General features: G+C 39.0%; 37 protein-coding genes. 7 read left to right on the plus strand and 30 right to left on the minus strand.

Annotated elements, in window-relative coordinates:
- Positions 1-142: 142 nt before the first annotated feature.
- The 7 genes from F6K40_RS12445 to F6K40_RS12475 form a co-directional block, all read right to left on the minus strand.
- Positions 143-868: a collagen-like triple helix repeat-containing protein gene (locus tag F6K40_RS12445; protein ID WP_293136176.1), complete on the minus strand. Its 726-nt coding sequence runs from the start codon at positions 866-868 to the stop codon at positions 143-145.
- A gap of 7 nt (positions 869-875) precedes the next feature.
- The gene (locus F6K40_RS12450; protein WP_293136179.1) at positions 876-1,532 is read right to left on the minus strand and encodes a hypothetical protein; all 657 of its coding nucleotides are present in this window, start codon (positions 1,530-1,532) and stop codon (positions 876-878) included.
- Between the two features lie 81 nt (positions 1,533-1,613).
- A complete protein-coding gene (locus F6K40_RS12455; protein ID WP_293136181.1) occupies positions 1,614-2,540 on the minus strand; it encodes a hypothetical protein in 927 nt (308 codons plus the stop codon).
- A gap of 47 nt (positions 2,541-2,587) precedes the next feature.
- Positions 2,588-3,025 (minus strand): hypothetical protein, encoded by a 438-nt coding sequence (locus F6K40_RS12460; RefSeq protein ID WP_293136182.1) that lies wholly within the window; start codon positions 3,023-3,025, stop codon positions 2,588-2,590.
- Between the two features lie 155 nt (positions 3,026-3,180).
- On the minus strand, positions 3,181-3,537 hold the full coding sequence (locus F6K40_RS12465; RefSeq protein WP_293136184.1) for a hypothetical protein: 357 nt from the start codon (positions 3,535-3,537) through the stop codon (positions 3,181-3,183).
- Positions 3,538-3,582: 45 nt separating this feature from the next.
- Positions 3,583-4,527, minus strand: coding sequence for a hypothetical protein (locus tag F6K40_RS12470; protein ID WP_293136186.1), 945 nt, complete (start codon positions 4,525-4,527; stop codon positions 3,583-3,585).
- Positions 4,528-4,783: 256 nt separating this feature from the next.
- A complete protein-coding gene (locus F6K40_RS12475) occupies positions 4,784-5,209 on the minus strand; it encodes a hypothetical protein (protein WP_293136188.1) in 426 nt (141 codons plus the stop codon).
- A 53-nt stretch (positions 5,210-5,262) separates the two neighbouring features.
- Between F6K40_RS12475 and F6K40_RS12480 the strand changes: the two genes are divergently transcribed.
- Entirely contained in the window at positions 5,263-5,448 is a 186-nt protein-coding gene (locus F6K40_RS12480; protein ID WP_293136190.1) for a hypothetical protein, read from the plus strand.
- On the opposite strand, the gene F6K40_RS12485 is transcribed toward F6K40_RS12480, so the two are convergent.
- The 9 genes from F6K40_RS12485 to F6K40_RS12525 all read right to left on the minus strand — a co-directional run bounded on the left by F6K40_RS12485 (position 5,403) and on the right by F6K40_RS12525 (position 13,505).
- Positions 5,403-5,897 carry a L,D-transpeptidase family protein gene (locus tag F6K40_RS12485; RefSeq protein ID WP_293136192.1) on the minus strand — a complete coding sequence of 165 codons (495 nt, stop codon included), beginning with the start codon at positions 5,895-5,897 and terminating at the stop codon, positions 5,403-5,405. The genes F6K40_RS12480 and F6K40_RS12485 overlap by 46 nt on opposite strands.
- Positions 5,897-6,283, minus strand: a complete 387-nt coding sequence (locus F6K40_RS12490; RefSeq protein ID WP_293136194.1) for a hypothetical protein — start codon at positions 6,281-6,283, stop codon at positions 5,897-5,899. The genes F6K40_RS12485 and F6K40_RS12490 overlap by 1 nt, the downstream gene beginning before the upstream one ends.
- A 365-nt stretch (positions 6,284-6,648) precedes the next feature.
- Positions 6,649-7,302, minus strand: a complete 654-nt coding sequence (locus F6K40_RS12495; protein WP_293136196.1) for a hypothetical protein — start codon at positions 7,300-7,302, stop codon at positions 6,649-6,651.
- A gap of 114 nt (positions 7,303-7,416) precedes the next feature.
- Positions 7,417-8,655, minus strand: coding sequence for a hypothetical protein (locus F6K40_RS12500; RefSeq protein ID WP_293136198.1), 1,239 nt, complete (start codon positions 8,653-8,655; stop codon positions 7,417-7,419).
- 9 nt (positions 8,656-8,664) lie between these two features.
- Positions 8,665-9,105, minus strand: a complete 441-nt coding sequence (locus F6K40_RS12505; RefSeq protein ID WP_293136200.1) for a hypothetical protein — start codon at positions 9,103-9,105, stop codon at positions 8,665-8,667.
- Between the two features lie 2 nt (positions 9,106-9,107).
- Positions 9,108-9,635 (minus strand): hypothetical protein, encoded by a 528-nt coding sequence (locus F6K40_RS12510; RefSeq protein WP_293136203.1) that lies wholly within the window; start codon positions 9,633-9,635, stop codon positions 9,108-9,110.
- A gap of 36 nt (positions 9,636-9,671) precedes the next feature.
- Positions 9,672-10,748: a hypothetical protein gene (locus tag F6K40_RS12515; protein WP_293136205.1), complete on the minus strand. Its 1,077-nt coding sequence runs from the start codon at positions 10,746-10,748 to the stop codon at positions 9,672-9,674.
- 4 nt (positions 10,749-10,752) lie between these two features.
- Positions 10,753-11,115, minus strand: coding sequence for a hypothetical protein (locus tag F6K40_RS12520; protein ID WP_293136207.1), 363 nt, complete (start codon positions 11,113-11,115; stop codon positions 10,753-10,755).
- A gap of 5 nt (positions 11,116-11,120) precedes the next feature.
- Positions 11,121-13,505 (minus strand): hypothetical protein, encoded by a 2,385-nt coding sequence (locus tag F6K40_RS12525; protein WP_293136209.1) that lies wholly within the window; start codon positions 13,503-13,505, stop codon positions 11,121-11,123.
- 1 nt (position 13,506) lies between these two features.
- Between F6K40_RS12525 and F6K40_RS12530 the strand changes: the two genes are divergently transcribed.
- A complete protein-coding gene (locus tag F6K40_RS12530; protein WP_293136211.1) occupies positions 13,507-14,088 on the plus strand; it encodes a hypothetical protein in 582 nt (193 codons plus the stop codon).
- A gap of 460 nt (positions 14,089-14,548) precedes the next feature.
- Here F6K40_RS12530 and F6K40_RS12535 read toward each other — a convergent pair whose 3' ends face one another.
- On the minus strand, positions 14,549-14,770 hold the full coding sequence (locus F6K40_RS12535; protein WP_293136213.1) for a hypothetical protein: 222 nt from the start codon (positions 14,768-14,770) through the stop codon (positions 14,549-14,551).
- A 472-nt stretch (positions 14,771-15,242) separates the two neighbouring features.
- A complete protein-coding gene (locus tag F6K40_RS12540; protein WP_293136215.1) occupies positions 15,243-15,767 on the minus strand; it encodes a hypothetical protein in 525 nt (174 codons plus the stop codon).
- A 54-nt stretch (positions 15,768-15,821) separates the two neighbouring features.
- Between F6K40_RS12540 and F6K40_RS12545 the strand changes: the two genes are divergently transcribed.
- Complete coding sequence (locus F6K40_RS12545; protein WP_293136217.1) at positions 15,822-15,962, plus strand: hypothetical protein; 141 nt, start codon at positions 15,822-15,824, stop codon at positions 15,960-15,962.
- Here the strand turns inward: F6K40_RS12545 and F6K40_RS12550 are convergent.
- The 12 genes from F6K40_RS12550 to F6K40_RS12605 all read right to left on the minus strand — a co-directional run bounded on the left by F6K40_RS12550 (position 15,959) and on the right by F6K40_RS12605 (position 21,038).
- Positions 15,959-17,482, minus strand: coding sequence for a hypothetical protein (locus F6K40_RS12550; protein WP_293136219.1), 1,524 nt, complete (start codon positions 17,480-17,482; stop codon positions 15,959-15,961). The two genes, F6K40_RS12545 and F6K40_RS12550, sit on opposite strands and share 4 nt — an antisense overlap.
- Positions 17,446-17,748: a hypothetical protein gene (locus F6K40_RS12555; protein ID WP_293136221.1), complete on the minus strand. Its 303-nt coding sequence runs from the start codon at positions 17,746-17,748 to the stop codon at positions 17,446-17,448. The genes F6K40_RS12550 and F6K40_RS12555 overlap by 37 nt, the downstream gene beginning before the upstream one ends.
- 44 nt (positions 17,749-17,792) lie before the next feature.
- Positions 17,793-18,014: a hypothetical protein gene (locus F6K40_RS12560; RefSeq protein ID WP_293136224.1), complete on the minus strand. Its 222-nt coding sequence runs from the start codon at positions 18,012-18,014 to the stop codon at positions 17,793-17,795.
- 32 nt (positions 18,015-18,046) lie between these two features.
- A complete protein-coding gene (locus tag F6K40_RS12565; protein WP_293136227.1) occupies positions 18,047-18,571 on the minus strand; it encodes a hypothetical protein in 525 nt (174 codons plus the stop codon).
- A 35-nt stretch (positions 18,572-18,606) separates the two neighbouring features.
- Positions 18,607-18,876, minus strand: a complete 270-nt coding sequence (locus tag F6K40_RS12570) for a hypothetical protein (RefSeq protein ID WP_293136230.1) — start codon at positions 18,874-18,876, stop codon at positions 18,607-18,609.
- Between the two features lie 145 nt (positions 18,877-19,021).
- Positions 19,022-19,180 (minus strand): hypothetical protein, encoded by a 159-nt coding sequence (locus F6K40_RS12575; protein ID WP_293136233.1) that lies wholly within the window; start codon positions 19,178-19,180, stop codon positions 19,022-19,024.
- Between the two features lie 3 nt (positions 19,181-19,183).
- Entirely contained in the window at positions 19,184-19,369 is a 186-nt protein-coding gene (locus F6K40_RS12580; protein WP_293136235.1) for a hypothetical protein, read from the minus strand.
- The gene (locus tag F6K40_RS12585) at positions 19,366-19,578 is read right to left on the minus strand and encodes a hypothetical protein (RefSeq protein WP_293136237.1); all 213 of its coding nucleotides are present in this window, start codon (positions 19,576-19,578) and stop codon (positions 19,366-19,368) included. The genes F6K40_RS12580 and F6K40_RS12585 overlap by 4 nt, the downstream gene beginning before the upstream one ends.
- Positions 19,579-19,651: 73 nt before the next feature.
- The gene (locus tag F6K40_RS12590; protein ID WP_293136240.1) at positions 19,652-19,792 is read right to left on the minus strand and encodes a hypothetical protein; all 141 of its coding nucleotides are present in this window, start codon (positions 19,790-19,792) and stop codon (positions 19,652-19,654) included.
- A 124-nt stretch (positions 19,793-19,916) separates the two neighbouring features.
- The gene (locus tag F6K40_RS12595; protein WP_293136243.1) at positions 19,917-20,135 is read right to left on the minus strand and encodes a hypothetical protein; all 219 of its coding nucleotides are present in this window, start codon (positions 20,133-20,135) and stop codon (positions 19,917-19,919) included.
- A 91-nt stretch (positions 20,136-20,226) separates the two neighbouring features.
- Positions 20,227-20,721, minus strand: coding sequence for a hypothetical protein (locus tag F6K40_RS12600; RefSeq protein ID WP_293136246.1), 495 nt, complete (start codon positions 20,719-20,721; stop codon positions 20,227-20,229).
- Positions 20,703-21,038, minus strand: a complete 336-nt coding sequence (locus F6K40_RS12605; RefSeq protein ID WP_293136249.1) for a hypothetical protein — start codon at positions 21,036-21,038, stop codon at positions 20,703-20,705. Before F6K40_RS12605 ends, F6K40_RS12600 begins: the two co-directional genes overlap by 19 nt.
- Before the next feature lie 460 nt (positions 21,039-21,498).
- Between F6K40_RS12605 and F6K40_RS12610 the strand changes: the two genes are divergently transcribed.
- From F6K40_RS12610 to F6K40_RS12625, 4 genes are all read left to right on the plus strand, one after another.
- The gene (locus F6K40_RS12610) at positions 21,499-21,699 is read left to right on the plus strand and encodes a hypothetical protein (protein ID WP_293136252.1); all 201 of its coding nucleotides are present in this window, start codon (positions 21,499-21,501) and stop codon (positions 21,697-21,699) included.
- 343 nt (positions 21,700-22,042) lie between these two features.
- A complete protein-coding gene (locus F6K40_RS12615; protein WP_293136255.1) occupies positions 22,043-22,450 on the plus strand; it encodes a hypothetical protein in 408 nt (135 codons plus the stop codon).
- Positions 22,451-22,797: 347 nt separating this feature from the next.
- Positions 22,798-23,424, plus strand: a complete 627-nt coding sequence (locus F6K40_RS12620; protein ID WP_293136258.1) for a hypothetical protein — start codon at positions 22,798-22,800, stop codon at positions 23,422-23,424.
- A 157-nt stretch (positions 23,425-23,581) separates the two neighbouring features.
- Complete coding sequence (locus F6K40_RS12625; protein ID WP_293136261.1) at positions 23,582-24,112, plus strand: hypothetical protein; 531 nt, start codon at positions 23,582-23,584, stop codon at positions 24,110-24,112.

Consider the following 24,112-nt stretch of genomic DNA (forward strand, 5'->3'; position numbering starts at 1 on the left):
GATGAGATACTAAAATAGTCGTTGTCCAGCCCTAATTAAAGGCGATCGCCCTACTAAGCAGCAACTTTCTTAGCATTGCCCGCTTCATTAGTGCTAGACATCACATTCCGCGATTACTCAGAATACGCCTAGCTCCGATTAGCTAGCTAGCTTCCAATGCAAGATAACTGCCTTGAAGGTAGAAATCGACAAACTTGTTCGTATTTAATGCCATTCGGCTTATCTCCTGCTTGTCTGAGCTTGCAACATACAAGCTTATTCTGTTAGTATTGGAGGTTATTAACCCACAGTATGGCTCTTTGTAGGCTCCTCCATCTGAGCTTGACTCTACCCCGTTCGACATTGCCGTCGAAATGTTTACTATGTTAAGGAAAAACCATGGATCTGCCTTGAACGGGAGCCCATCTATGGTGATGTTTCTCAAGAATTCATCCACAGAAGGAAAGGTGACTTGCATATAAAAATTACACATCGGACCGATCGTTACCCACCTGCATTGAATAGATCTCTCAAGAGTTATCCATTCGTCGTCCTCGTTCGTTCCTTTTAGGTAGCAAGAATTAGAACCTTTTTTGACTATTTGACTTAGCTCGCCTTGAAGACCTTGAGGGCCTGGAATCCCTTGAATCCCCTGAAGACCTTGAAGACCTTGAGGACCTGGAACTCCTTGAAGACCTTGAGCGCCTTCACCTCCTTTCAAAGGTAATATCGGTAAGCCATCAAAAGCCGTATTTCCATCGCCGACCTTAAACGCTCCAGGGATATCATCAATAAGCACAAGCTCGCCGCGACTAAGGACTGGGTTCTCCGCTTCCCAATTCTCACGAGTATCTGTGCGCAAGATACTTTTTGCCTTGATATTTAGCATTTTTTTTTTACTCCAATCCTACCAAATAATCTGTTCTCGCATCTCCCCCGCCAACGGTTATAGGAATCTCCATGTTATCTAAAAGTCCGACTCGGACTCTCTCAATCGACGGGAACGTGTTCCAGTAAATCCCCGTTGCGGAAAAACCATAGGGAAGCCCTACTATATCGACATCACAGGAGCTAACCAAACTATCATCAATAAGCAGCCCCAAATTTCCGTTCGTTAGCACCTGAAGTTTGATCTCCCTAGAGCTGGAGTTAACTTCAGATATTGGAGTCTTTCCCCTGTAGGCTATTTTCTGTTCTCCGTTGTCCCACAACGCAATACTATTGTTGTTCCACCAGAAATCCTTTACCACCCTGGTTAGCGCCAAAAATACAGTGTTACTATATTCTACTTTGAAATACTCGCCTGGTTTACTGATGTATTGTGAGCTAATGACAAATGCGTTATATTCGAGCTTTTTATTGATTGATTGCGCCCTACTCCCTTCAATTACCCAATAATCAGAGCTGAACCCGGATTTATTAATATCAGTCGTTAGTTCGCAATCATACTCAGAGAGAGATGAATCCCCAAGCAAATCCCTGTAGCTCCTAAAACTGTCAGAATTATAGTCCTCACTCTTAGCGAACAAGCTGCCAATTAAAAATTCTATCATTCTATCGTGTTCTCCTATTGTCCAACCTCTTCGCTAAGTAGAAGTTTAAAAACTTCTACTTAAGGCTGTATTAGGGGTATGTTAGGTTAAACTAGGCAACACTGGAGGCGGGGCTGAAAGACTGACAGGAACTAATGTCTCTACTATCTCGGCTCCCAAATTGTTACCTTCGACATAATTGGCTGTTATCAAAACATTTTGGTCTGGCGTTTTGTCGTTTATTAAGCCAGGAAAATTGACAATTACAGCTTTTCTTTTCTCTCTAATGTCACCACCAATTGCTATGCCGGCAGGCACAAGACCTTGAGCTAAAACTTTTCCAGAAGCTTTGTCTTTCACGGAAGCCCATGTAAATCCATTACAACTTGCAGGCAGTGTTTTAGTTGGCTGGCAAGTTAGTTCATAGAACCCGCCTGGGACTTCCACCTCGTAACCACCCTTATTCCGGTCAATCATCTTGCTTAGAAAGAATGTGTCTTTCTCTGCCGTGTTACTGATAAGGACTTGGTTTTGATCAAATCGTGCTTGGTGTTGCTCTGCTAGTCTTGCTTCTAGGCTATCAATTTCGGTGATAATACTCCCCACCGAAGTTTCAATCCTGGTTGCATTGTCTTTAATTTCAGTCCCCAGTCCATCTCGGACTAAATCCGCGGCACTTACAATTGTTTGATCAATAGTATTGAGTCTTTCTTCTAATGTTGACATCGCCGCCAAATATTTATCCCTAGCATCTTCTAAGGCTATCTTGATAGCGTCAGAATTGTTAGTGTTTGATGTCCTTAACTCATTCAAGGCGATCGCTCTTTTCCCTGCCTCTGCAATTATCGCTTCAAGGCCATCCTCTATGCGCTCTGTCTCGATTTCACCGATTACGATTCCTTCAACTGCTTCCTTCAGAAGCAAGAATTTAGCTTCAATAGAGTTGAGCTGTTCTGTGTAGTCTGGTATTTCCATCGACGGGGGTGTGGTTCCGTTGCCCGGCACCATGTCTGGATATTTAAAGGCCATAATTGTTTCTGAATGTTTCTATGCTTCTGTTGTAATTATACTAGGTTTTAACTTTTTTTGTGGAGTTTTATATCAAAAATTCCTAAGTCATCAATACCTGGTGCTGTCGCTCCAGTTCCATAGAGGAACAGGGGGAGATCGTAGATCCTTGCGACGTTCACCTCCCACTCTAAATGAGAAATAAAAATTTTCAAGGAGTCTTTTATCCCTACCCGAAATTCATCTCCGCCACCCAAAGAGAAGTGGTTTCTTCTACCCCGAAATTCATTGAAGAATCTAAAAGAAGAGACTAGCTTTGACGTAGTCTCATCACCTCTAATCTCAAAATCAGAATAGACTCCAAGAGCCAAATTATTCCAAAATAGATTTCCTGGATTAGGAGTTAACCCCACGATCATCCAGCTACTCATCTTAAAACTAAAATATTCTCCAATAGATTGGATACAATCAATACTGGAGAACGGCTGGACATAATTGTGAGGCATCGTGGATATGATACGATCGCCCTCTTGTTTCCAGCCAATTCTATCTTTGAAAATTACCTCCCTTGACGCTAAGGGACGATCCTTTGTCGGGACTCTGCTCCTTGAATCGGTTTTCAAAGGGAAATCCTTAATTGTCGAAGGCAAAAACATATCACCTATTGCTCAATATAGTAAACCGGGAGGAGGGTACTACCCAAAGAAGACCAGGCAAAAACTGGCATTCGCCCTATAAATGACTCGCTTTTGGCTCTTTCTCCTGGCTCCAGATCCTCAGAAAAAATATCAGTAAGCTTTGCATCCTTCTTGTGAAATAATTTAACTGGATTGTCTCCGATATTATCAATGATCCATATTCTTTCTTGATCACTTTCGCTGAAAATCGTTATTCTCGCGTCATCATCTGGAGAACTTTCATCTCCTCCAGGAAGAATAATGATAGGTTTTAACTCGATAAAATTAACTGTGCGAGAGTTCTTTGCCTTTTTGAGAGGATAATATTGCATGATATTCATTTCAGTTTTTTATAGCTTCTTATAATAATATCGCCAACTTGAGGTTTAGAATCCTTTAATAGTGAAAGTCTTTGTGGCTTCATTATAAGTAAAAACGGCACTTTTCCATCCTTCATCAGATACTTCGACTTTGATACCGAAGTATAGAGAGTTCAAGTTGGGGGAAAGCACAAATTTTCCTACTCCGATCTGGATATCAGCCAACCATGTCTTGACTTCTTTGGGCAGGTTGATGGGCGGATATCCTGAATATTCATCTTTCCATCCAAAGACGAACCATATTAGCAAATCACTAAGAGTGCTTTTGTCTAATTGATGGATTTGCAACCTCCCTGTGGTAACAGGAGAAAAAGAAGTGTCTATCTTTACGTTGAATTGATATCCTTCGTTTGCCGAAATGATAGGATCGAAGGAAACTATCTTAAAAGCTCTAAATCCATCGAGTCCTAACTGACTATCTAATTTTCCCTCAAGCAAATATCGGCCGTCGCCTGAATCAAAGTTTAAAGGAATTCTAAATTTTCTCCCTGTAGGGAATTCAGTTTTTACTTGCAAAGGGACTGGCATATTACCTCGGGAGTGATTTTGTTTAGTCGAATGAATTGTTACGACTAGATCAGAATTGTTGTCGTCAACAGCCCAGAGTACATAGGGGGCAAGAATATTGTTGCAACCGAAGCCCCCGGGAGGCAGGAGGAAGGCGGAATTTGAAGTTGTTAGGTTTTCTCCATCTTCGCCTAAATACAATGGTACGTATTTATCACTTAGGTTGTCAATCAACACCTGGTATTCAACCCCTGTCTCCAGCAGTTCAACAATTTTTTTTGGCTTGCTTGACAAGTCGATTTTATAGTTGTCCCATGTATACGAGTACCTTGTGGCTGGAATGAGAGTTTCGTCAAAAAGGTTAAAAGACTTGGTTATTCCTTCTGACAAATTGGTTAATGCGGCCAATAAAAGATTAAAATTTCTGATAGGTAATCCAGACATTTCTCACGTTAAGCTACCGATAAAACAGACTCAAATAAGGGTTGAATTTTGCCAACCCAATTCTGGGGTTACTGTGTTTTAATCTAACACACTAATCAATATTAGTGTGTTAGAACGTTAAAACTGGTATAGCTTTAACTGCTTGAGCTGCTAATCCGAGTATTTCTCTATCTCCTTCCGTGAAAGGTGTCTAGTGAGTAGTAGACACCCTGCTAAAGTAGCTGTTGTACAGCCCTAATTAAAGACGATCGCCCTACTAAGTAGCAACCTTCTTAGCATTACCCGCTTCATTAGTGCTAGGCTTCACTTCTGATGCCCTCCATTTCTCATACATATCCTGGTTAAACATTTGATGCTCTGTTTTCATGTCATCTTCAATGTTCGGAGGGATTTTGTATTCTTGGTAATAAACAGTAGGCAAGTCTTCAAGACCTTTGCCATTAATCAGGTGCGTTAGACGGGGACTTCCAGCCTTGGTTTTACTTAACTTGTAGAACCCTAGTAACTTGTAGAATGGAGATTCAAACCCATCTTTCTCGGCAGCGATAACTGTGATTTCTGGAGAATCCTCTTTTTTCTCGCCATTAAAATCCTGCAATCTGCTCCAGGAGTTTTGAATGCCTAATGAGTTTAACTCACACTCTTCAGGGCTTCGAAAAATAAGCTGGTATTTTGTTTCCATAATTCAATATTGCCTAATTGGAATTCTTTTCTAGATTATATAACCTTTTGACTATGACGGCAAATGAAATCGGAAAATTACCTTCGCCAAACATAGTCGCAGTTGTTACAGGCGTGACTAAAACGTCCCAAGAATATATCATCACTGCCACACCTAGGGCATTTAAAACTAATAAACCAAGCGATCGCCATTATCACTCCACAGAATTAGGGCAAGTACCCAACCCCCAATCAACATAAAGTTCTCGCGGATCTGTATCACGCAACCAGTCAATCAGTCTCTCCATATCCTGAACCGAATGCAACCCGATACACCCCGCAGTACCCGGAGAATAGCGATGATTCCAATCAATATGAATCTCAATCGCACTACGTTCAGTAGAATCTGGCCCCGTATAACTTATCGGCACAGTTACGGGCCCGATACCATCCGTGTATGCTGCACCAATGAAATTATCAATTCCATCAGCCCATTCAATATCATTCACATACCATTGTCCCTCCGGTAGTGGTTCCAACGAACCCGCCCAAGAATCAGTTCCTATCCTAAAATTCTGCCTACCAGGAGCGCCAGAATTGCAGTAAATAAAATCAACAGACTCATCGTCCTTGAAATACTCTAATTTTAGGAGATTGCAACCAGTGTAATCCTTTTTCCCTGTATTAGTCAGCAATAAAAAACTCGTCATTAATTTCTCCTAATGATTTTTCTTTGAGCTACCTTACCCCTTTCCTGTTTTGTTGGTGTAGAAGGTGTTTCTCGTTTTACAGTTTGGTAGATTCTTTGAACTGTTGAAATGTAATATTGAGCAGACGACTCTGCATTAATAAGCCCTGACTTTTCCAAAGAAGATTCGCAGATTGTTTCAACTTTATTAATTTTATTCCTGAGTTCTTCTAACTTTTGATTGTTACTTTTATTGGTATCTAACTTAGACTCTAAATCTTTGATTTTTTGTTTGTATTGATTATTAGTATAAGGTAGGAAAAAACCAGTACAAATTGTCATCATTATCAAAATGAATGTGAGTAATTCATTCTCAAACAACGGTATTTGTTGAATTGCTGGAATCATTTTGTTTTGACAATATATTTCTTATTTGTAACTCGTACCTGATGACTAAAATCAAGTATAGCAGGCTTATCAAGTCTGGTATCAATACAAAGAAGGCAGGCTTAAAAATACCAGAGTGGAGAAGATAATCAATTCCTAAATTTAGGAACAAAAAGCCAATAGGAATTAAGCTAGTCTTCTTCTTCTCACTAATAAAAATTATAGCAAGAAGAAATAGCCCTAGGCTAATTAACGATGTACCTGGTATTAATATTACATCAACATCATTCATTTTTCTTGAGACAAAACTGTTGCGAATAAATTATACAACTAAAACCATTAATTTTATGAATTACATATCATGAAATTATTAGTCTATAAATCTATTACTTACCAGTTTCATTAACCTTTGTGAGCTTATCAGTATAATCGCCCGGATAAAGCCACCTGCCACTTAATTTAAACTTTGGGGGAATCTTGGTAGCTTCTGGAAACTTAGACAGCCAGATACCTATTGCCGCCAATGAAACTTCACCTCCAGTTCGGACACAAGAACATTTAATCCAATTGGCTTGCTCTTTTCCATTATAATTCGCATCAAGGGGTTCAGCGAACATGACCGTAAACATTTTCCCTCCTTTTCTTGACATTGAGGGATCTCCATCCAGATCGGTTTGCGCTCTGCCACTGCCAGCCTCTGCTTCTTCGTCCTCTTCCGCTGCCTTGTTTGCACGTGGTTTGTAGACTTTTACAGTGTCAGCTATCCCAAGCCTAGTCCTTGCTGCAGTTAATTCCGATGTCGTATTAATCCCCAGCCCTTGCAATAGTAGATTCGGTACTACAATAGTAGTGTGGTATCCTGTCGCTATTAATATCTTTGACAGAACAGACTCACCTCTCTCTGGCCTGTTATTGTTGATCGTCAACATTCTTGCTTCTGGTAAACCCGTGCCAGCGTCGGGATCAACATTTAATCCTCTATCTCCACTAAATTCAGGATTTGGAGGCTGTGAATCTTTTTGGGTTCTTCTCTTTCCCATATCTAATCAATCTTGAACTGTTCCTCTTTCATTATGGCTTCATCACTGAGGCATTACTACAATATTTGATAAAAAAAACTGACTACTCCTATAGGGTTAGTCAGTTTTTTAAGGTCACCTAAAAATTGCTGGTTTAGGTATTTTGTCCCAACCTATAAAAACTCCGCTTTTTGTTACTTCACAAATTTTCACCCTATATTTGATGGCGTCTAGCCTAATTTCTGCATATCTAAAAGCCACTGTTCCTGTAATCCTGGTTTTTCTTTTATCCGAAAATTCCTGCCCTAGCACCAAAACTTTTTTCTTTCGTTTGTATCTGGCAATATTTTTAGCTCCACTAGGTAGAAAGAAATTCTCCTCTTCAAAATTGACACCAATAGTATTGAGAGCAGCTTTTATAACTCTCAAGGCATCTCCTTCAGTTTTTGCTATTGGGGCAAGTGTTATTTTTTTTTCTTCGTCCTTATAAGGCCAAGAGTAATACCCTTTCTCCCATGTTAGAGGACTTCCTCCAGGGAAAAAATTATCACGTATTTTTTCCGAAAAATGCTTCATATCCTTCTCATCGAGGAGGGACTCTCCATCTTTTTTTTCATCAGGAAAAATCACGAATTTGTTCAACCTAATATTCATTACAGCTCTTGGCTTTATCTCTTTATAGTCAGGAGCATTCCTGAAATAACCACCCGCAAAATATAACCGCAGATAAGGATGTCTTGTTGCACGATCTGTCTGAATATATTTAGTACATTCCTCTTCAGTCTCTTGTAGTTTAGACGATCGCATATAATCAACCAACTGTCGTCTCAACTCATAATAAGTCCCCACCATCAGAATATTCTCTTCAACAGTCCGATCGGGATAAAAAAGAATCTTTTGATGTCCCTCGTTAGCCACAATCTCTGGCGGCAGTAAACTCACCTTCTTGGGACGATTCTTGGCATCTTTCCCCCAAGGGTTAATAAGATCCAATGGCAACCGCTTTGTAGACGGTAAATTTTTTCTAAACTCCCAAGCGAATTCCTCATCAAACCATTCATTGAAATCGTAGTCGCCCAAAAACCAGGCAATTGCCTGTCGGGAAATTAAAACCTGATTGATATTTTCTAGAAACTTTTCAGGTGTAGATATTATACTAATTTCATTCTTGGAATTAAACTTGATTCTATAAGGCTTACTTCTATCCGTCTGTAATAATTTTCCAAGATTTGTATCTTTTTTAATGTCTACATCTATTCCTCTTTGCTTAAACAATTCTTCTAAAATGTCATCTCCCCAATTACTAATACCCTTCCCCTGGCCTCTCCCCCTACCTCCTCCTTTCCCCCTACCTTTACCTGACCCCTTAGGCATAGAAAATCCTCAAGCTAAATTGGTGTAGTTAAATAGTGAAAATAGTGCACAAAGGCTTCCAGGCATTATCGCATCAGCCTCTCTGAACTTACAGGAGATAAAATCAAGTAAACATTTTATGCCTATTAAACAATCTCCATAATAATAATTTAACTCCTCGCACTTGTCTCTTTCTAAAACCATAAAGCACTCATCAGAAGGGGCACTCTTAATCTTGAATATAGTTATGGTTTTGACCTCGAAACAGCAGTCAGTAATTTTATTTTTTATAACTAAATCCCCCGGTTTATATTTACTAACAACCACAATATTCCCCCCCCCCAAAAAAAAAAAACTGTTATAGCCCCAATTTCCCGGACCGCAATCTCCTGAAGTCAAATTTTTTGAAAATTTCTCCCTTAATAATGGGATTAGTTTATCTTTAAGAGCCATAGATTCTATTCCTTTCATCCTTAATAAGAACCGACCAAATATGGATCAACACTATGGACAATATTTCCTTCAGCAACATTTAGTACCAAAGGAATTTCATAAGTAGCATTCAGAAGAAACATTGCCTCATTAATATTAGTATTTTGAGTGAAAGAAAACGTCATCCTTTCTAACTCATCAGGATTATAAATTGTTTGCTTCTCAAACTCAAAAATCAACATTAATGAATGACACAAACACTGCAAAACTGACCCACTATTCCAAGGATATTTCTCCCCATAAACCCCCTCTCCAAATGGGTCTTCCTTGACAGCCCACGTACCAAGATTAAAATCTACCTTGACATCCGTCAACTTAATAGTTACATATGGTTTGTCCAAAGAATCGTCGATCTCGGCAGTAATAAAATTCACTTGTTCATCCTCTGACTTATTAGCATTAAATACCTTCTGTAAATCTAATACCGAATAACACAAAAGAAGAGTGACACCTTCAAGAGTATCGCTTTGAATTATCGAACTTATCTGACTAGGATTTGCTATCTGCATATTGCATACTCATGAAAACATATTTATTAATTATATCTAGGTAAATTGTATTTGTTGCCTCCTCGCAGCATCAATAATCCCCGCCCTATCAGCCAGCTCCTTGAAAGCCTCATAAAATTCCGAACCCCCCTCAGATAATGCCTCTTGCATCCAATTAGGAATATTTAAAATCCCGGCTGCTTGTTTTGTCTGTGTCTGAAATCTATCCGATAAAGTAAACTCCTCTTTATCATTCCCTTTCGTTATCCCCGGAATCCCCAAATCTGCAAGGTAATCCCTACTTAATAATACCGATGCCTTTGAAGCAATATCTTTTCCAAGGCTGAACAGACTAGCGGCTATATTGGCCAGTGAAGACCTTATGTCCTCCATTATTGTCTCGCTCATTGTGAGCGAGAGAATACCAAGCATCCTTCTATCAATCTCCAAGTAATTTTTACCAGTCTGATCGACGACAACTCTAGCAAGAGTTCGGCCACCCAACCCAGCCAGATTAATTGCAAGACTTTTCAGTAGCGTTTGCAGTTTCTGAACTGATTCAGCGAAGAATTTTTCGGTAGACTGGTTAATGTCTACTTCGACTGCTGTTTCCACAAAGTTAAAGGTTTTCTCCACAAACTGTTCTCTAGTCATTAGAGTGGTGACACCAACATTAGCAAGGAGAGTACCAACTGAAGCTGTGGAAAGTTTCGCTGCTCCACTTGCTCCTGCTATTGTACCTCCTGCTACTCCCAATACTTTCCCCCCCACAATAGTGCCAACTACGACGCCACCAAGGCCAGCAGCAATACCAGCAGCTCTCCCCAGAAAGGGGGTATCATCATCAGTTATCCAATTCCGGAAAAAACCCACATTACCACTGGTAATATTTTTCCATACAGCTTTAGCGCCACCCACTATATTCTGGGGATTAACGTCCTCCCTTAAATAACTAACATTTTCATTAACAATATCAACAACATTAGATGCTGTCTTTTTGAGATATTCCACCCCAGTACCAATGTTGCTAGTTATTTCGCTCCACAACCGCGATGGATCGACACCATTGACGACGGTTCTTTTTTTTTTGCTGCCTCTGTTGTTTTCGGAACCTTTCTTTGCTGTTTTAGGCATAATTTTATTCCTTTAAATTAGTTTTAATTTCAATTCTTGTCACTTCTTCTACACCCCCCAATTCTAGATCATTCAGCCCGATTTTTTCATCTTTCAACTTGGCATCAAGCTTTTGCAGCAGAACCTTTTTCTGCTGTTCTTCAGTCAAAGCTCCTGAGTTTATCAAGTCTAAATTAAGCCATGCCATAATTCGGGCGGCTTCTTGCCTCTCCTCTTCAGTTATAATTTTCTTGGCCTCTTCTGGAGTTAGAGGTTTAACCTTGGTGCTGTTAGATGACTGACCTCCACCCTTACCTCTACCTCCACCTTTACCTCCACCTTTACCTCTACCTCCACCTTTACCTTTACCTCTACCTTTTTTTGCCATGATTTTTATATCTTATCTTTAAATAGTTGAGCATACAGAGATAGCGCTTCCTCCTCGGTATCAAATGCTGCGACATTGATTTCACCATGATTGTTGATGAAGTCTTGCCGTGCGTCAATATCATTGATAATTATATCTGGGTCTTCATTGGGAAATCCCTTACCTTGACCTTTGCCTTTACCTTTGCCTTTACCTTCGTTTTTATTCTTTTTAAGTAGCTTAATGAACGCAGTAGTGTTAGAATACGTTTTAACTGTAAGTTCCTGCCCAGTTTCTTGAAGGGCGTTCTTGTTGGTGACTTTTCTCCACTTGATACCGATACCTTTTCTTAGCAATACAACTAGCCTATAAATTAGAAGAGCTAACTTATGTAATTCAGAACCTAGCATAGATAGATTTGTGAGACTCACTTGGTTCCTTGTTGTCTTGATGTTGGTTTCGGCTATTATATTTCCCAAACTTTCCAGATAGTCCTTTGATGTTAGAGGCTGCAACGGTAGCCTTCCATTGGGGGTTTTAATGTTAAATCGTAATCCTCGTGGAAATCCGAAAGCTTGAATTATACTTATTATTCTGGTTAAGATCGCAGTCAGCGTCTCCACTTCCTCAAATTCCCCATCCTCGGCAAGAGGGATCATTAAATTAAGCGGTATTGCATATTTGCTCTCCAATGTGGGTCCCGCACCGCTAAACCTATATAATCGCTGCTGCATCTCAAGTCGATACAATTCCAATTCTCTAATGCTATTAATTTCTACCTTAGGATACTGAGACAAATCTTTTATATATTTACCTTCATCATCCCTGGGTTGATTAAGGTAATCAGGTATTTCCACTGGAAAACCTGTTTCTTTGCTATCGATCTGATATTCTTCCTCCCCAAACGTTGTTAGTTGGCCGTTCTCAGGAATGCCTAATAGTTTTCCTATTTTTTCTAAAAGTTCATTCTCTTGGGGACTACCAGGAGATAAGGATGCTAAATAAAGCTTTAGCTGGAGGTGATTGGTAATTAAATTTCCCTCTTCTATATCTGCTGCAGGGAATTCAGGCGTTATCACCTGTTTATCTACTTTAAATTTTCCGGGGAAATATAAACTTCCCTGGGTTAAGACAAGCAACTGCAATAACTTACGATCGTCTGGGCTAAAACAACAAGATTTCATTTTTTTCTTTCGCTTCTTTATTCGCCGAGGAGGGACGTTCACAACCCGCCTTGTTTTATCATACTTTGTTAGAGAACCGCCATTACCTGAACTACCGCTACCAATGGGGGAACATTCGGGGTTTCTCTGAGCTTTAGAACCAGGTATAAGCCTATAATATTCTCTTCCAAATCGAGCCCATTGCCCCTCAAGCAATTGATGGTAATTGTATCTCACTCCCGACGCATTCCCGCTGACAGTCATGGTCGTCCCTGATCGTATTCTCCATACAATTCCCAAGAAAGAAGGAGGAATACTTCTGTCATAGCGTGTTCCATGGGGTGCTCTTGGCCCTGAGCGATTATCAACCACATTGATCCATGGAACCACCTGTCCATCACGTAGTGTATAGTGTAAAACTTCCGAGGTATAATAAACTTTCCAACTTCCCCATTTATCGCGATCTACCCTGGAGTGCATTTTCATAGTAGTTTTCCTTGGGTTGACATCATATCTCCCCAGTCCTCGCAAGACTACGCCCACATCTAGCAGCTCTGAATGAATTGTATAGTGCGACTCCCGGGAGAACCAGACTATTTTATTCTCGCCGGAGTGAGTCTTGGCTGTATAGATATGATATGGCTTGATAAACACCTCTTGACAATCACTCTTAAAATCCTCTGGGTCAAAATTAGAATCGCCTGGATCATCCAATTTTTCAGTATACTCAAGAGTTTTTTCGTCTATCCATTTTAGTCCTTCCTCAAACTCTATTTCCTCCCCAGAATCTTCTTCTTCTCTACAATCAGGAATTTCCTCAGCCTCAGTGAAAACATAAACACCACCAACAAAAGTTTCTTTAATATAAGTACAACCACTTTTTGCCACTTCGATCCTAAAAGTATCAAGTAAATAGCTAATAGCGCCCCCACCATGCCTATCTAGCTCAAAGCCGACTATACCAATCCCAAGCCCAAATGTTCCACCATTCTCGGTTGAAAGAGAAACCCCAATTCCTTTCCACATCGCCCCCACGCTAAGTTCTTGATTGGTTACAGTCAAACCTAAATTTTTCCACCCCAAACTAATACCATATTTTTTCTCAATACTCCCATCTTCTTGTATTTGATTCTCGAAAACTATACCCGCATTAATATTGGGCATCTGAAATTGCTTACCTCTTTTCCTCTCTAAAAGAGAAGTGTTAAGATTTCTTGTTAGTGAATCATTCTTGGAAAGATCAGGCATTATGGTAAAACACAGGATAGAAGAAAGAATCGCCGGAAACCTGCGATTAGGATTGAATCAATATAACGACCAAAAAATAGAATTAATTAATTGTAACCAACTATTTCAAAAAGAAAAAGAAAAACGCCCTTTCGGAGAAGATTTTACAATTTTCTTTAGCTTTAATAATTTACTGTTGGTTCATCGGATATCAGCGCTGACAAGGCGGGACGCACCTGCCGATGAATTAACGACATCAGAATCACAAGCAATAGCAAATGAGCTAGAAAAACAGCAAATTTACACAGTCAAGGATGGGTTCGCAGCTCTTCTTACCTTTCACATTCAATCAGGTTTATTACCCGGTGCGAAATATAGCAGCGTTCTGCTATATAATTATGGTACGGAATCATACCTTCCTTTAATAACTCCTTATCTGTCAACGGATGCGCCAATGACAACTGATGAAGACCTGACAATATATTGCTCTCTTTACATGACGAAACCTTTGACTGGTATCAATATATGTAACATTTTCGGAAGTTACGAGGGAACAATATCTTACACCTTCGAGTCTGGCCCCCAGGTGCACATTTATCCTTAAATTTCTCCATTCAAATACTCGACTTTTATATTTAAAGTTTGAATCACTTAATCGTACTAAAGAGGTATTTGAGCTTATTTCGCTAATAATTTCACAACAACAAGGCAGCCTTTTTGTCTTCAACAAATTCTCTCTAATCATTATTATGAAAGAGACTCATATGTTTTTAACTACCCTTCTGGAAAGTTTCTGATAATATATCTATTGATATGTCCGTTAATAGATGTATTAACATTACTAACACAAAAACTCAAAATATGTTTGATATTTTTCAGCATTTACTTTTTTTTAGCTTTTAGCTGAGGGCGACCAAACTTCTTTACAGCTCATGTGTAACAATTGTAGTTAGTTTGACTTAGAATTACTATAATTATAAATAATTCTCGCCTCACCAAAATTAGTAAAATTTTGAGTTTTGTCTAGGGGGGTGCTGGAGACCATGATAATATTCAACTACTAGTCAGCGAATATTATCATGGTAATATTCGCAGTTAATTGTTGCACAGAAATCTAATAAGGTTGCCAGGGGTGCGGAACTGTTCATCATCATATAAGCAATGACAGCTATAGGGAAAGAATCATTTGTCTCATTTGCATCGTCATATCTAAGAAAAGCTTGGTTAATCATAAACTCTGAATATTCCATAATTTCAGCAGATGCTAGTTCAGCAAATTTATCCATTGTGCCTTGAATAGACTTGTCGCTTTATAACTTAAAAAATCCTCAAGACGCTTGATATGTAAGGATTATAGCCATCAATAAAAATAAAAATCCTGAAAATATTACTCTACCTGAGTTTGAACGTTTTTTCCTCTATTTGGCGACAAGTCTAATAAATTCCTTGCAGTCCATCTAAATAACCATTAAGATGCCATCAGAAGTACACATTATAATAATAGGGCGTATACAAGCGATCGCCTCCTTTTTTTCTATCGGTTCCTGCATTCACTCATAAAACTGCTCAGAAAGTATGGTCTTAAGGATGTGTATTTCCACCCCTTCATCTGTCAATTCCTTGTGTGAGATATAATCTCAGGAATTGTTGTAATTATCTTTGTTGAATTTATTTTTAACCAAGTTTCTCCAGAGCAAGATAGCGCCCGACATATCAAAGACGATACCTGAAAAATTATTTTTTTTTGCATGATAATTTTCATTTTTTCCTAATGTTATCTATGAATAATAAACCCAAACCTACACCACTAATAAGCATGACATTATCTATTGTATTTGCACTAGCTTCTATCTCTGGGATCTGGAAGGTTTGTTTCTTGTTTTTAGTCACAGACGTAGATTTTATCTCCTCTTCTGTCGACTTAGTTTGTGCCACATATCCAGGTAAAACACAACCAATTCCACCACCATTAGCCAAACAAACTTTTTGCTCATTGGACAAGTTAGAAAACTCCATGCTTGAATTATTGCTATGAAACTTTAATTTGACTTTGTTTCCTTCTACGAATAACGTATAAGGCGGTAATTGCGGTTGCTTCTGTTCTACTTTTTTCACTACAGGCTTTATATTTTTTTCTATTGTTTTTTCCGGCTTAGATTTCTGGCTGAATACTGCAACTATACCACCACCGCCTAACACCAAGAAAAGCAATACTAACGGCAAAGTTTTTTTGATTATTTCTGATGTCAAGCTATGATTGATTTCTTGGTTGGTTTTTTCCATCTATTTTCCTCTATTTTTCTCCTAATTAATAAGTTTGATTTGTAACTTTAGTTTTTGGAACTTAGCTGTCACGGCGATCGCCTACCTATTGCAGTTCCTTGGAGGATTTTGGGAATTATCAGAAAAATTTTATTGACTGTTAAAATCGCTGAACATCCCATAAAACATGAAGTAACATCGGTTAGTAACATCTAATCTACATCTGCTGTGCCTGGAGCAACATCCGATGTGTCATTGGTTGTGAATCTAACACTAACCTTACCTCCCACTTGCTTCTCTATTACAGTTCCCAGTATTTTTGTCTCGAAATCTTTAAAGATTGACTTGATAGTTTCAGCAGTAAGTTTATACTTTTTGAATTTAGTCTGAACTTCTCTAACTGTAACGGACTGTTGCAAGATACAGAAGGCTAAGATTTCCGACTCAATCTGCTCTAAAGTTGGTAATTTTTTCTTTGTTAAGTCAATCTTATTGTCCGATAGATTGTCTTGCATTTCGTCGGAATCATCATGGAAATCACCCTCATAATTGTCAGGCTCAGTATCAGAATTATTGTTACAATCGTCGGCTTCATTGTCATTATAATTATTGTTAGTTTCTTGAGTTTCATTATCCTCAGAATCATCTCCAACTTTGACAGATTCCAGAACCATCATATTGATAGGGATTGGTAATTTAGCTGGAGTATCTTCTACTAAAATAGGATAGTTTTGAGTATGACACCAAGAGTAAACTTCGGGGTTAATCTTCTTACTATAAGTTTTAGCTATCTCCCCTAGTCTGACTCTCTTGAAACATTTCCTGACTGAGCCTAAACCTTTTAAATCTAAAGCCTCTAACTCAGCATTTTGAACCAGTCCAATTAGTCTAATACCGACTTTTCTTGCTTGTCTCAGAATGGAGATAAAACATTGCTTAAATGTTGGCTTAAACCATTCATCATCCTTGGTTGATTTTGATTGCTTCAGCTCGTCTATAGTTTCGTTAAATTCGTCAGCAATAATGTTAATAAATGGATAGTTCTCTATACCTTTTTCTCTCAGTTTGTAACGCCGCTTCATTTCTATGTGAATGATCTTGAAGAAATGAGCACAACTTACTGTAAAAGGCAAATTATCATCAAGGAAATCTTGAAACAGTATTTCCATTGATTTATCATCCTTGAGGTAATGTTCTGGAATTGTGTCTTGCTTCCAACTCCCATAATTCATCCCCTTACAATAATTAGTAAACTCTTGGAAGTCACCTGGTTTATAGTGCGGATTCGAAACAATAGCAACACCACCCAGATACTTTACGAATGCTGTTGCTAAGGTACTTTTCCCCCCTCCTGTTTCAGCCTCCAATATGGCGTGAGGGTACTTGTCTGATTCTGTGACAAATCTAATCCATTCAAAATATTTATCCACATCAAGTTCAGTATTCTGAGGCATCAACATCATTGTTTGCTGCTGTGGGTACGCTACTTCATACAATTGATTGATTCTGATTTCAGCCTCGGCAGCGGTACTGGTAACGTGATATTCTCTCATAGTATTGGCGATAGCACCGTCTACCTGCAGTTCGTAGGAGCGCTTCATGGCATAGCCCGCAGACGCTATTCCACATCCGGCAAAGTAAGCACTCACAGCATTTGAACTGTGGGGATGGAGAGCGAACGCCATACAACCAACACCTCCTACAAGGAAAGCGACTGGACTGCCCATAATATCCATGATGCGCCACCCCCTACTAAAACCCCAGTGAATGCTATCAGCAAACACCAACCATAATCTATGCTCCCCCTACCTAAGTTGGCTGCCATTCCATCACGAGCTTGAGGATGATTATTACCTTGAAAAATTCTATATGCAATATACCCCAAAGCTAGGTAGAACAAAGCTAAAGCCGGGTACATCTGCACTATTTCTGCTAAAAAAATACTTAGGCAGCTACTAAAAACTCCTAAGCTTGAATACCAGATTAATTTTTGTTTTGCCATGATATCAAGAGCGGGAGATATCCCCGCCCCGCTCTAACTAAGTTTTAATCCAAATTCATTATGTCTATTTGAGTGCCGTAATTTATAGCTCCTGGCTCATTTAATATGCCTATTGAGTCACCAGAATTGCCGGTAGAAATATCAGGGTTCGCACCCTGAGAGTCATTGATATTAATGATTCCGACTTGTTGAATGAAGTTATCAGTAGAATTTACAATTCCAATTTGTGTACGGTTTTTGCCTTTTTTGTTTTTTTTGCCCCGCATGATTTTTATCTCCCTATTTTTCGGTTATTTTTTTAAATCTTGGAACTTAGTGCACTCAACTGTTCTGAGTGCTTCTTTTTCATAGTACCTAGAGTAGTTTGACGTTGCCTGTCAATCATCTGGAATTGTTGTTGACGGCGGGTTTTACCAATATCGTAGCCAGCCCACAGTCTGTCCATCCCTGAAAACATTTGGTTGAAACTATCCCATTGCTTCTTAACACTTTGGGCCACGATTAACTTACTCTTGCTCCAGAATTTAGCAATTGTACTTTCACTTTGAGCCATAGACTTAATAGCAGCGTAATTCTTGCCTGCAAAAGCAGCTTGTTTCTTCATTTCTTTAGCTAGCTCTTGATTACCTAAAACATCTGTTTCAGATAACATTAAACCTTGAGCTTCCCAAGTATTGACTGCATTGCTTCCTTCTTCTAAGAAAACATGAGAATACCCACCATTGTCAGGAGTTATACATCCTGTAGAAATGGTTGCTGTTTTGCCCCCTGATTTTCTATTGCCAACTTCGGAACCGCCAAAAAACATATCATTGTCTGTCATTTTTACTCCTATTTTAGTTAGTTTGATATATTCATCTACAAGCTTGATTTTAGCTCATTGACTTTATCTCTTAAGGCTTGAATTGATTCGATAATATCGTCGAATGCCATTTCACCCTCCATTAGAGGTATATAAGGATTGCATTGTATACAAGGATTGCATTTAGCGGCAGCATCTTTGGCTGTATGGACTAAACCCGCTACATCATCAATATTAGTGTCATCTTCAGTTGCTAATATTTCAATTGCTGTTAAAGATTTTGCCAGCCAATATTTATCTCTAATGTCAACTGTCACCTTTACCATTTTTAACTCTTTTTTTTAGTTAGTTTTAACTGGTTTGAATGTTTCCTTCTGCAACGTTCGTCATTTATATATTTAATATGCGGAGGTGCATTAGGAAATCTTAGGAATGTATCAACATATTCCGGGACGTATTGTGAGTGAATTTTCAACTTACCTCCTGTCGTTCACTATTTAATGCTTGCTCTAACAGTTGAGATTTGATTTTTATTCGGGTTCGGTAGAGGAAGTGCAAGATTAATTCCTGCTGCTTAATTTGGTCTTGAATCTGTTGATAAAGTTGTTGATAATCTTGTTCTGTTGACATAAATTAAAGGTCTCCTAATACATCGCCTTCGGCATTGGTTGGTGAATTTTCTGTTGTCGAATTACTAGCAATATTGTTAGTAAATTGATTCAAACCATTAACCCAACGATGCCAATCAATCAGTATCCAATCAACAGCTTCTGACAATTTTTTTTTGGTTTTGTTCCGGCAGGGAATTATTTGAGTCATAAATCCGAGATTCCCTGTAGTCTGGTGTTTAAATCGTGAGCTAGCTTGATGGCTGATTTTTCAGTTTTGAGTCTGGCGACGACGGTTTCACCACAGCAGATATATCGTCTAGGTTTGGTATTAGTTTCACTGCCAGACATGACAAAGTTTTCATCTCTGGGAGTGAATTTGTTTCTGATGTAGCCTTTTGATTTTATTGGTTTTGTCATCTCAATTTGGTAATCAATTCAAGGGTTACTAACCACAATACTGGGATAGAAATTAGAGTGGCAATAGAGTTAATCATCTGGCTAATAGTTCTATTGCAATGTGATAGTCTGGTTGTGGAGGATTACACCAAGCATCAGTAATTACCTCCCATAGTTGTTTGAGTTTTTTGCCTATTTTGTAGCCTATTGAAAAGGCAATTACTGATAGTTTCATGGTGTAATTTTTCCTTTTTTTTGCTTGACTAAGTTGTTGGTTAAGTCTTGATTTTGTACAGAAATCTAAAAACTAGGCTAGCACTAGGTTTTAGATTGATTTAAAAGGCTAAAGATAATCCGAATCAGCTCTCATTAATCACCCATCGAGCAACTGCTTTTTTATCAGGTTCGCTCATACCTTTTATTTGGGGATATGATTTTTCAATTGCTTGATAAATCCCTTCTTTTGTTTCTTCAGAAACTACTGGTGGGTAACCGTCGTAATCTAATTCACTATTGACTTCTTGACTGGCTCCGTAATAGCCTAAACATTTGTCGGCCAATATCTTTTTTTCAATCATAATAATGGGAATCCTGTTACTAAACAAGTGTGTTCACAAAACTGCGGTTTTGGTGTTTTTTTCTCCGTTTTTGCTAGTTGTTTTTCTAGATTTATGATTCTTCTGAGTAGGGCAAAAGTGAGAATTTTTGCTGATACTTTTTTACGTCTATTGCTGGTTTAGTTTCTAATAGTTTAGATACAGGGTCAAAGGCTCCTGTAATAGCGCTGACGTCAAGGTCTAATGCTTCTTGGTTGATGTTTTGTAGTTCTTCTTGGATGCTATCTACTCGCCGGATTTCTGACATGATTAAGCCGTCCACAAAACCTTGGTTTCTACCTGAGTCATAGAGTTGCGCTTCTTCTAATCCGGACTCGTAACCTGCGGTTACTGTTTTGATTTGACTGGCTTTTTTGGCTTTAACAATTATGTCGGCTCGACCGTTGGTTGTTTCTTGGAGTTTGTTGATAGCTGAAGTTCTGTTTTTTGGTTTGGGTTTTTGATGTTTTTGGGTGGCTTGTTGGCTTTGGTTGGTGTTGGTTGGTTCGGGTTGTTTATTCTGGGAAAATGACCGACTGTTTACGTTTTCTATGTCTTGTAAATCCATTGGTTTTGTAGTTCTCTGAATTTGGTTTCTAAGTCTATGTTGATTGATTTGAGTATCTCTTGGGGGGAGTGTTTTTGTAACAACTTCAGGTAGAGTTGTCTGCCAAAAACACCGCTTTTGCCATGCTCTAGGAATAGTCGAAGAGCATACAAGAGCTTAATCTCACCCCAAGTGAAGTGAGTGTGATTTAACTTTAGTAATTTGTAGTCTTTGATGAATGTTTTGCGAGTTTTGACTCTTAACATTTTTCTGACTCGGTTTTTTGGTATTAATCCTTTTTTGTTGTGGTTAATTACCTCCGGCTTTATTGCGTTCATGGGGTGTTCGGTTTTACCTGATTTATGTTTACCGGGTAAACGTTCAGCGAATAAGTCAGCGGAGGTACTAGCTGCGGTTCATGGGCTCTCTGGCTTTCTCCTACGTTCCCTTTGCTGCTTGCTCCAAAAAACAGTGTTTACGGGGTATTCGGTTTTACCTGGTTTATGTGTACCGGGTAAACGCTCAAGATTGAAATAAGTTAGTCAAGGTACTAGCTGTGGTGCTTAGATAGCGACACTGGCTACGTCTCCTACGTTCCCTTTGTTTCTTGCTTCAAAACGAGAGTTTATGGAATTTTTAAAGTATATTTAAGGTGTAAACCAGGTATAGATAAATAAAACCACTTATAGTTTTTCTGGGCTTCATCCATTCACTAATAAGTATTTTTTTTTATCTATGCTTAGATAATACATGGAATATACTTGTATATCAAGAGGCAATAAGGGTAGTCAAAAGCCAATGAAACAGATATCAGTCAGCATCCCTGACTATATATACAAAGTCCTAGTATTTTTGACTGACGTTTCTGGAAAAAGTCAAAGTGCGATATGCACTCCTTGGGTTGAACAAGGTATTTTGCACGAGTTTAGTAAGTACAAAGAAACTCACGAAACATTAGAGAGGTTAAATATCTCTCTTGACGATGACAAGGGCAACTAAAGGTAATAGGTAAAATCTATCCCCTGTACGGCGAGGCTATACAGTTCGCTGTACAGTTTTCCTTGAATTATGAAGTCAGATTGTGTTTACGGGGTACTCAGTTTTATCTGATTTTTGTGTACCGGGTAAACGCTCAAGATTAAAATAAGTTAGTCAAGGTACTAGCTGCGGTTCATGGGCGCTCTGGCTTTCTCCTACGTTCCCTTTGTTATCTTGCAAGGCTGTGGTGTGCAACCTTGCATACTCATATATTGGCATAGGTTGCATATTTATGTCAAGTAACATATAGAAGTTTTTTGCAAGACGTAGCATACTAGACATAAATAGCCTTAGTATCCTATCTATGCCAATTGACAAACCAAGTATTAGAGTTTTTTTTGATGACGAGTCATTACGTTTGAAGTTTAAACAGTTAGCCGTAGTGGCCAAAATCTCTATGACCAAGAGAGTTATTCAGTTTATTGAAAAGGATGTGGCCTTCTGGGAACAAACAGGGGAGATTTTAGACTTGAATGTTTTGGATGGAGATATTAAGGCAGATTCACAGCTTGACAGCCAGAGAAATAACCAAACTGAAAAACACCACGCCCCACAGCAAGTCAAAATTACCAAGCCTCGCAAGCAACACAAATCATACAAGGATAAGGTAGGGGACTTGCTGGCAGAACTGTCAGAGAATCAAGTCAAAGTTGGCCTTGACGATGGAACGGAGGAAATCTTTTATAGAGATGAGGTGGAGATTATTGAGTAAAACTTTTTATCCCCCCGCAGTTAATACTCACTAGGGAGGGAAGCAGACAAGAGCGATCGCTCCTACCTATCGTTTACGCAAAACCAGAAAGCGATCGCTCCCACCCATCGTTAATGTAAAAACAGGAGGCGATCGCTCTTACTCTAAATATTTATTTACCTGATTACTACTGGGACGTTTCTACCGTCGCGACACAGCCAGTAGCAGTTGACATTTTTTCTACACGCTGTTAAATTCGTTATTACAACTCGTACAAGGCTTTTTATAAACGGGTTGGGTTGGTTTGTCCAGAACCTTCCCTTCCCTGGCCTGTCAAGTTGAGACAGCAACTAAAAAGGTTAATAATTATGGTACTTCATTCAATCCAAGCACGTCAAGTAAGACGCGCCAAATCCCGCTGCTTAATTTTACTCCCCAACTTCCCCGCACCACAATATAAATTTGGAGACCTAGTAAAAATAACAAACACCGACAACAAAGGAAAAATTGTCGGCATGGTTTGCTGTCGGTATGGCTTAGAATCTCGTTGGCAATATCTCCTAGACATAACCATAGATTCACTAGACTACTGGGGATTTCAAGGTCATCTAATCCATGCATTAGACGAAGATGATAGCCCGTGTAACCACTGGTACGAGAGCTGGAAATTAATGCTTGTAGCACCCCATCCAATACAACCACGTCAAGTTAGAACCGCCAAATCCCGCTACTTAAACTTCCCCTCCGACTTCCCCACGCCAGAACACAAATTTGGAGACCTAGTGAAAATCGCAAACACCGACAACAAAGGAACAGTAGTCGGCATGATCTGCTGTCGGTATGGTTCAGAATCTCGTTGGAAATACCTCCTCGATATAACCATAGATTCATTAGACTACTGGCTATTGCAAGGTCACCTAGTTTGGTGGGACGATGAAGATGATAGCCCATCTGGCGAGTGGTACGAAGAATGGAAATTGATATCAATCAATTAATAATTTTTCCTTCTAAAGCGTCTAGTAGACTATCTGTTACCTACTAGACGCCTAGCAATATCAGTTGTTAAAATATACAAAAAGTTGCAGCTTATTAATAACTACAAAAACAGGAAACAATTAAGCTGTAACTATCAACTCACAAAGATATTTTAGCATGAATAAACCAGCAAAAGCAAAACGAACAATTGTAAGATTTTGCCCCGGAATTGAAGTAGAGGGTTTTGAATTTCCAGATGGAACTTACTATGTGTCAATTACAACGGCATCAGAAGCTATAGGCTATAACAAAAATTGGCTATCCAGAAGTATTGGTAGAAGTGGTAACACCTTTAAAGCAATAACTAGAGCTGGTTTTACGAATTTTATCTCTGAAGTGGTAACACCTTCTGATGGAGGTGAGCAGGCTAGCAAGCTAATCAGTATAGATGATTTTGCCCGTCTAATTTTATACGCTGCTTCTAGGGGCAAGAAAGAGGCCATGGCTTTAAATATGGCCTTAACTAAGATGTCGTTAACAGACTTTTTCAGAGATGCTTTTGGTGCAAGGCCACTTACTATTGAAGAGAAAAGAGCAGCATTTTACAAGACCTATGTAGACTCATTGAGTCGGGAAGATTGGCTAGAGATGGATAGAAAAGAAGACAGGATAATCCTAGGGTCTTATCTGTTTTTAACAGGTGAATAG

The organism is Okeania sp. SIO3I5 (assembly GCF_010672085.1).
Classification (GTDB): Bacteria; Cyanobacteriota; Cyanobacteriia; order Cyanobacteriales; family Microcoleaceae; genus Trichodesmium.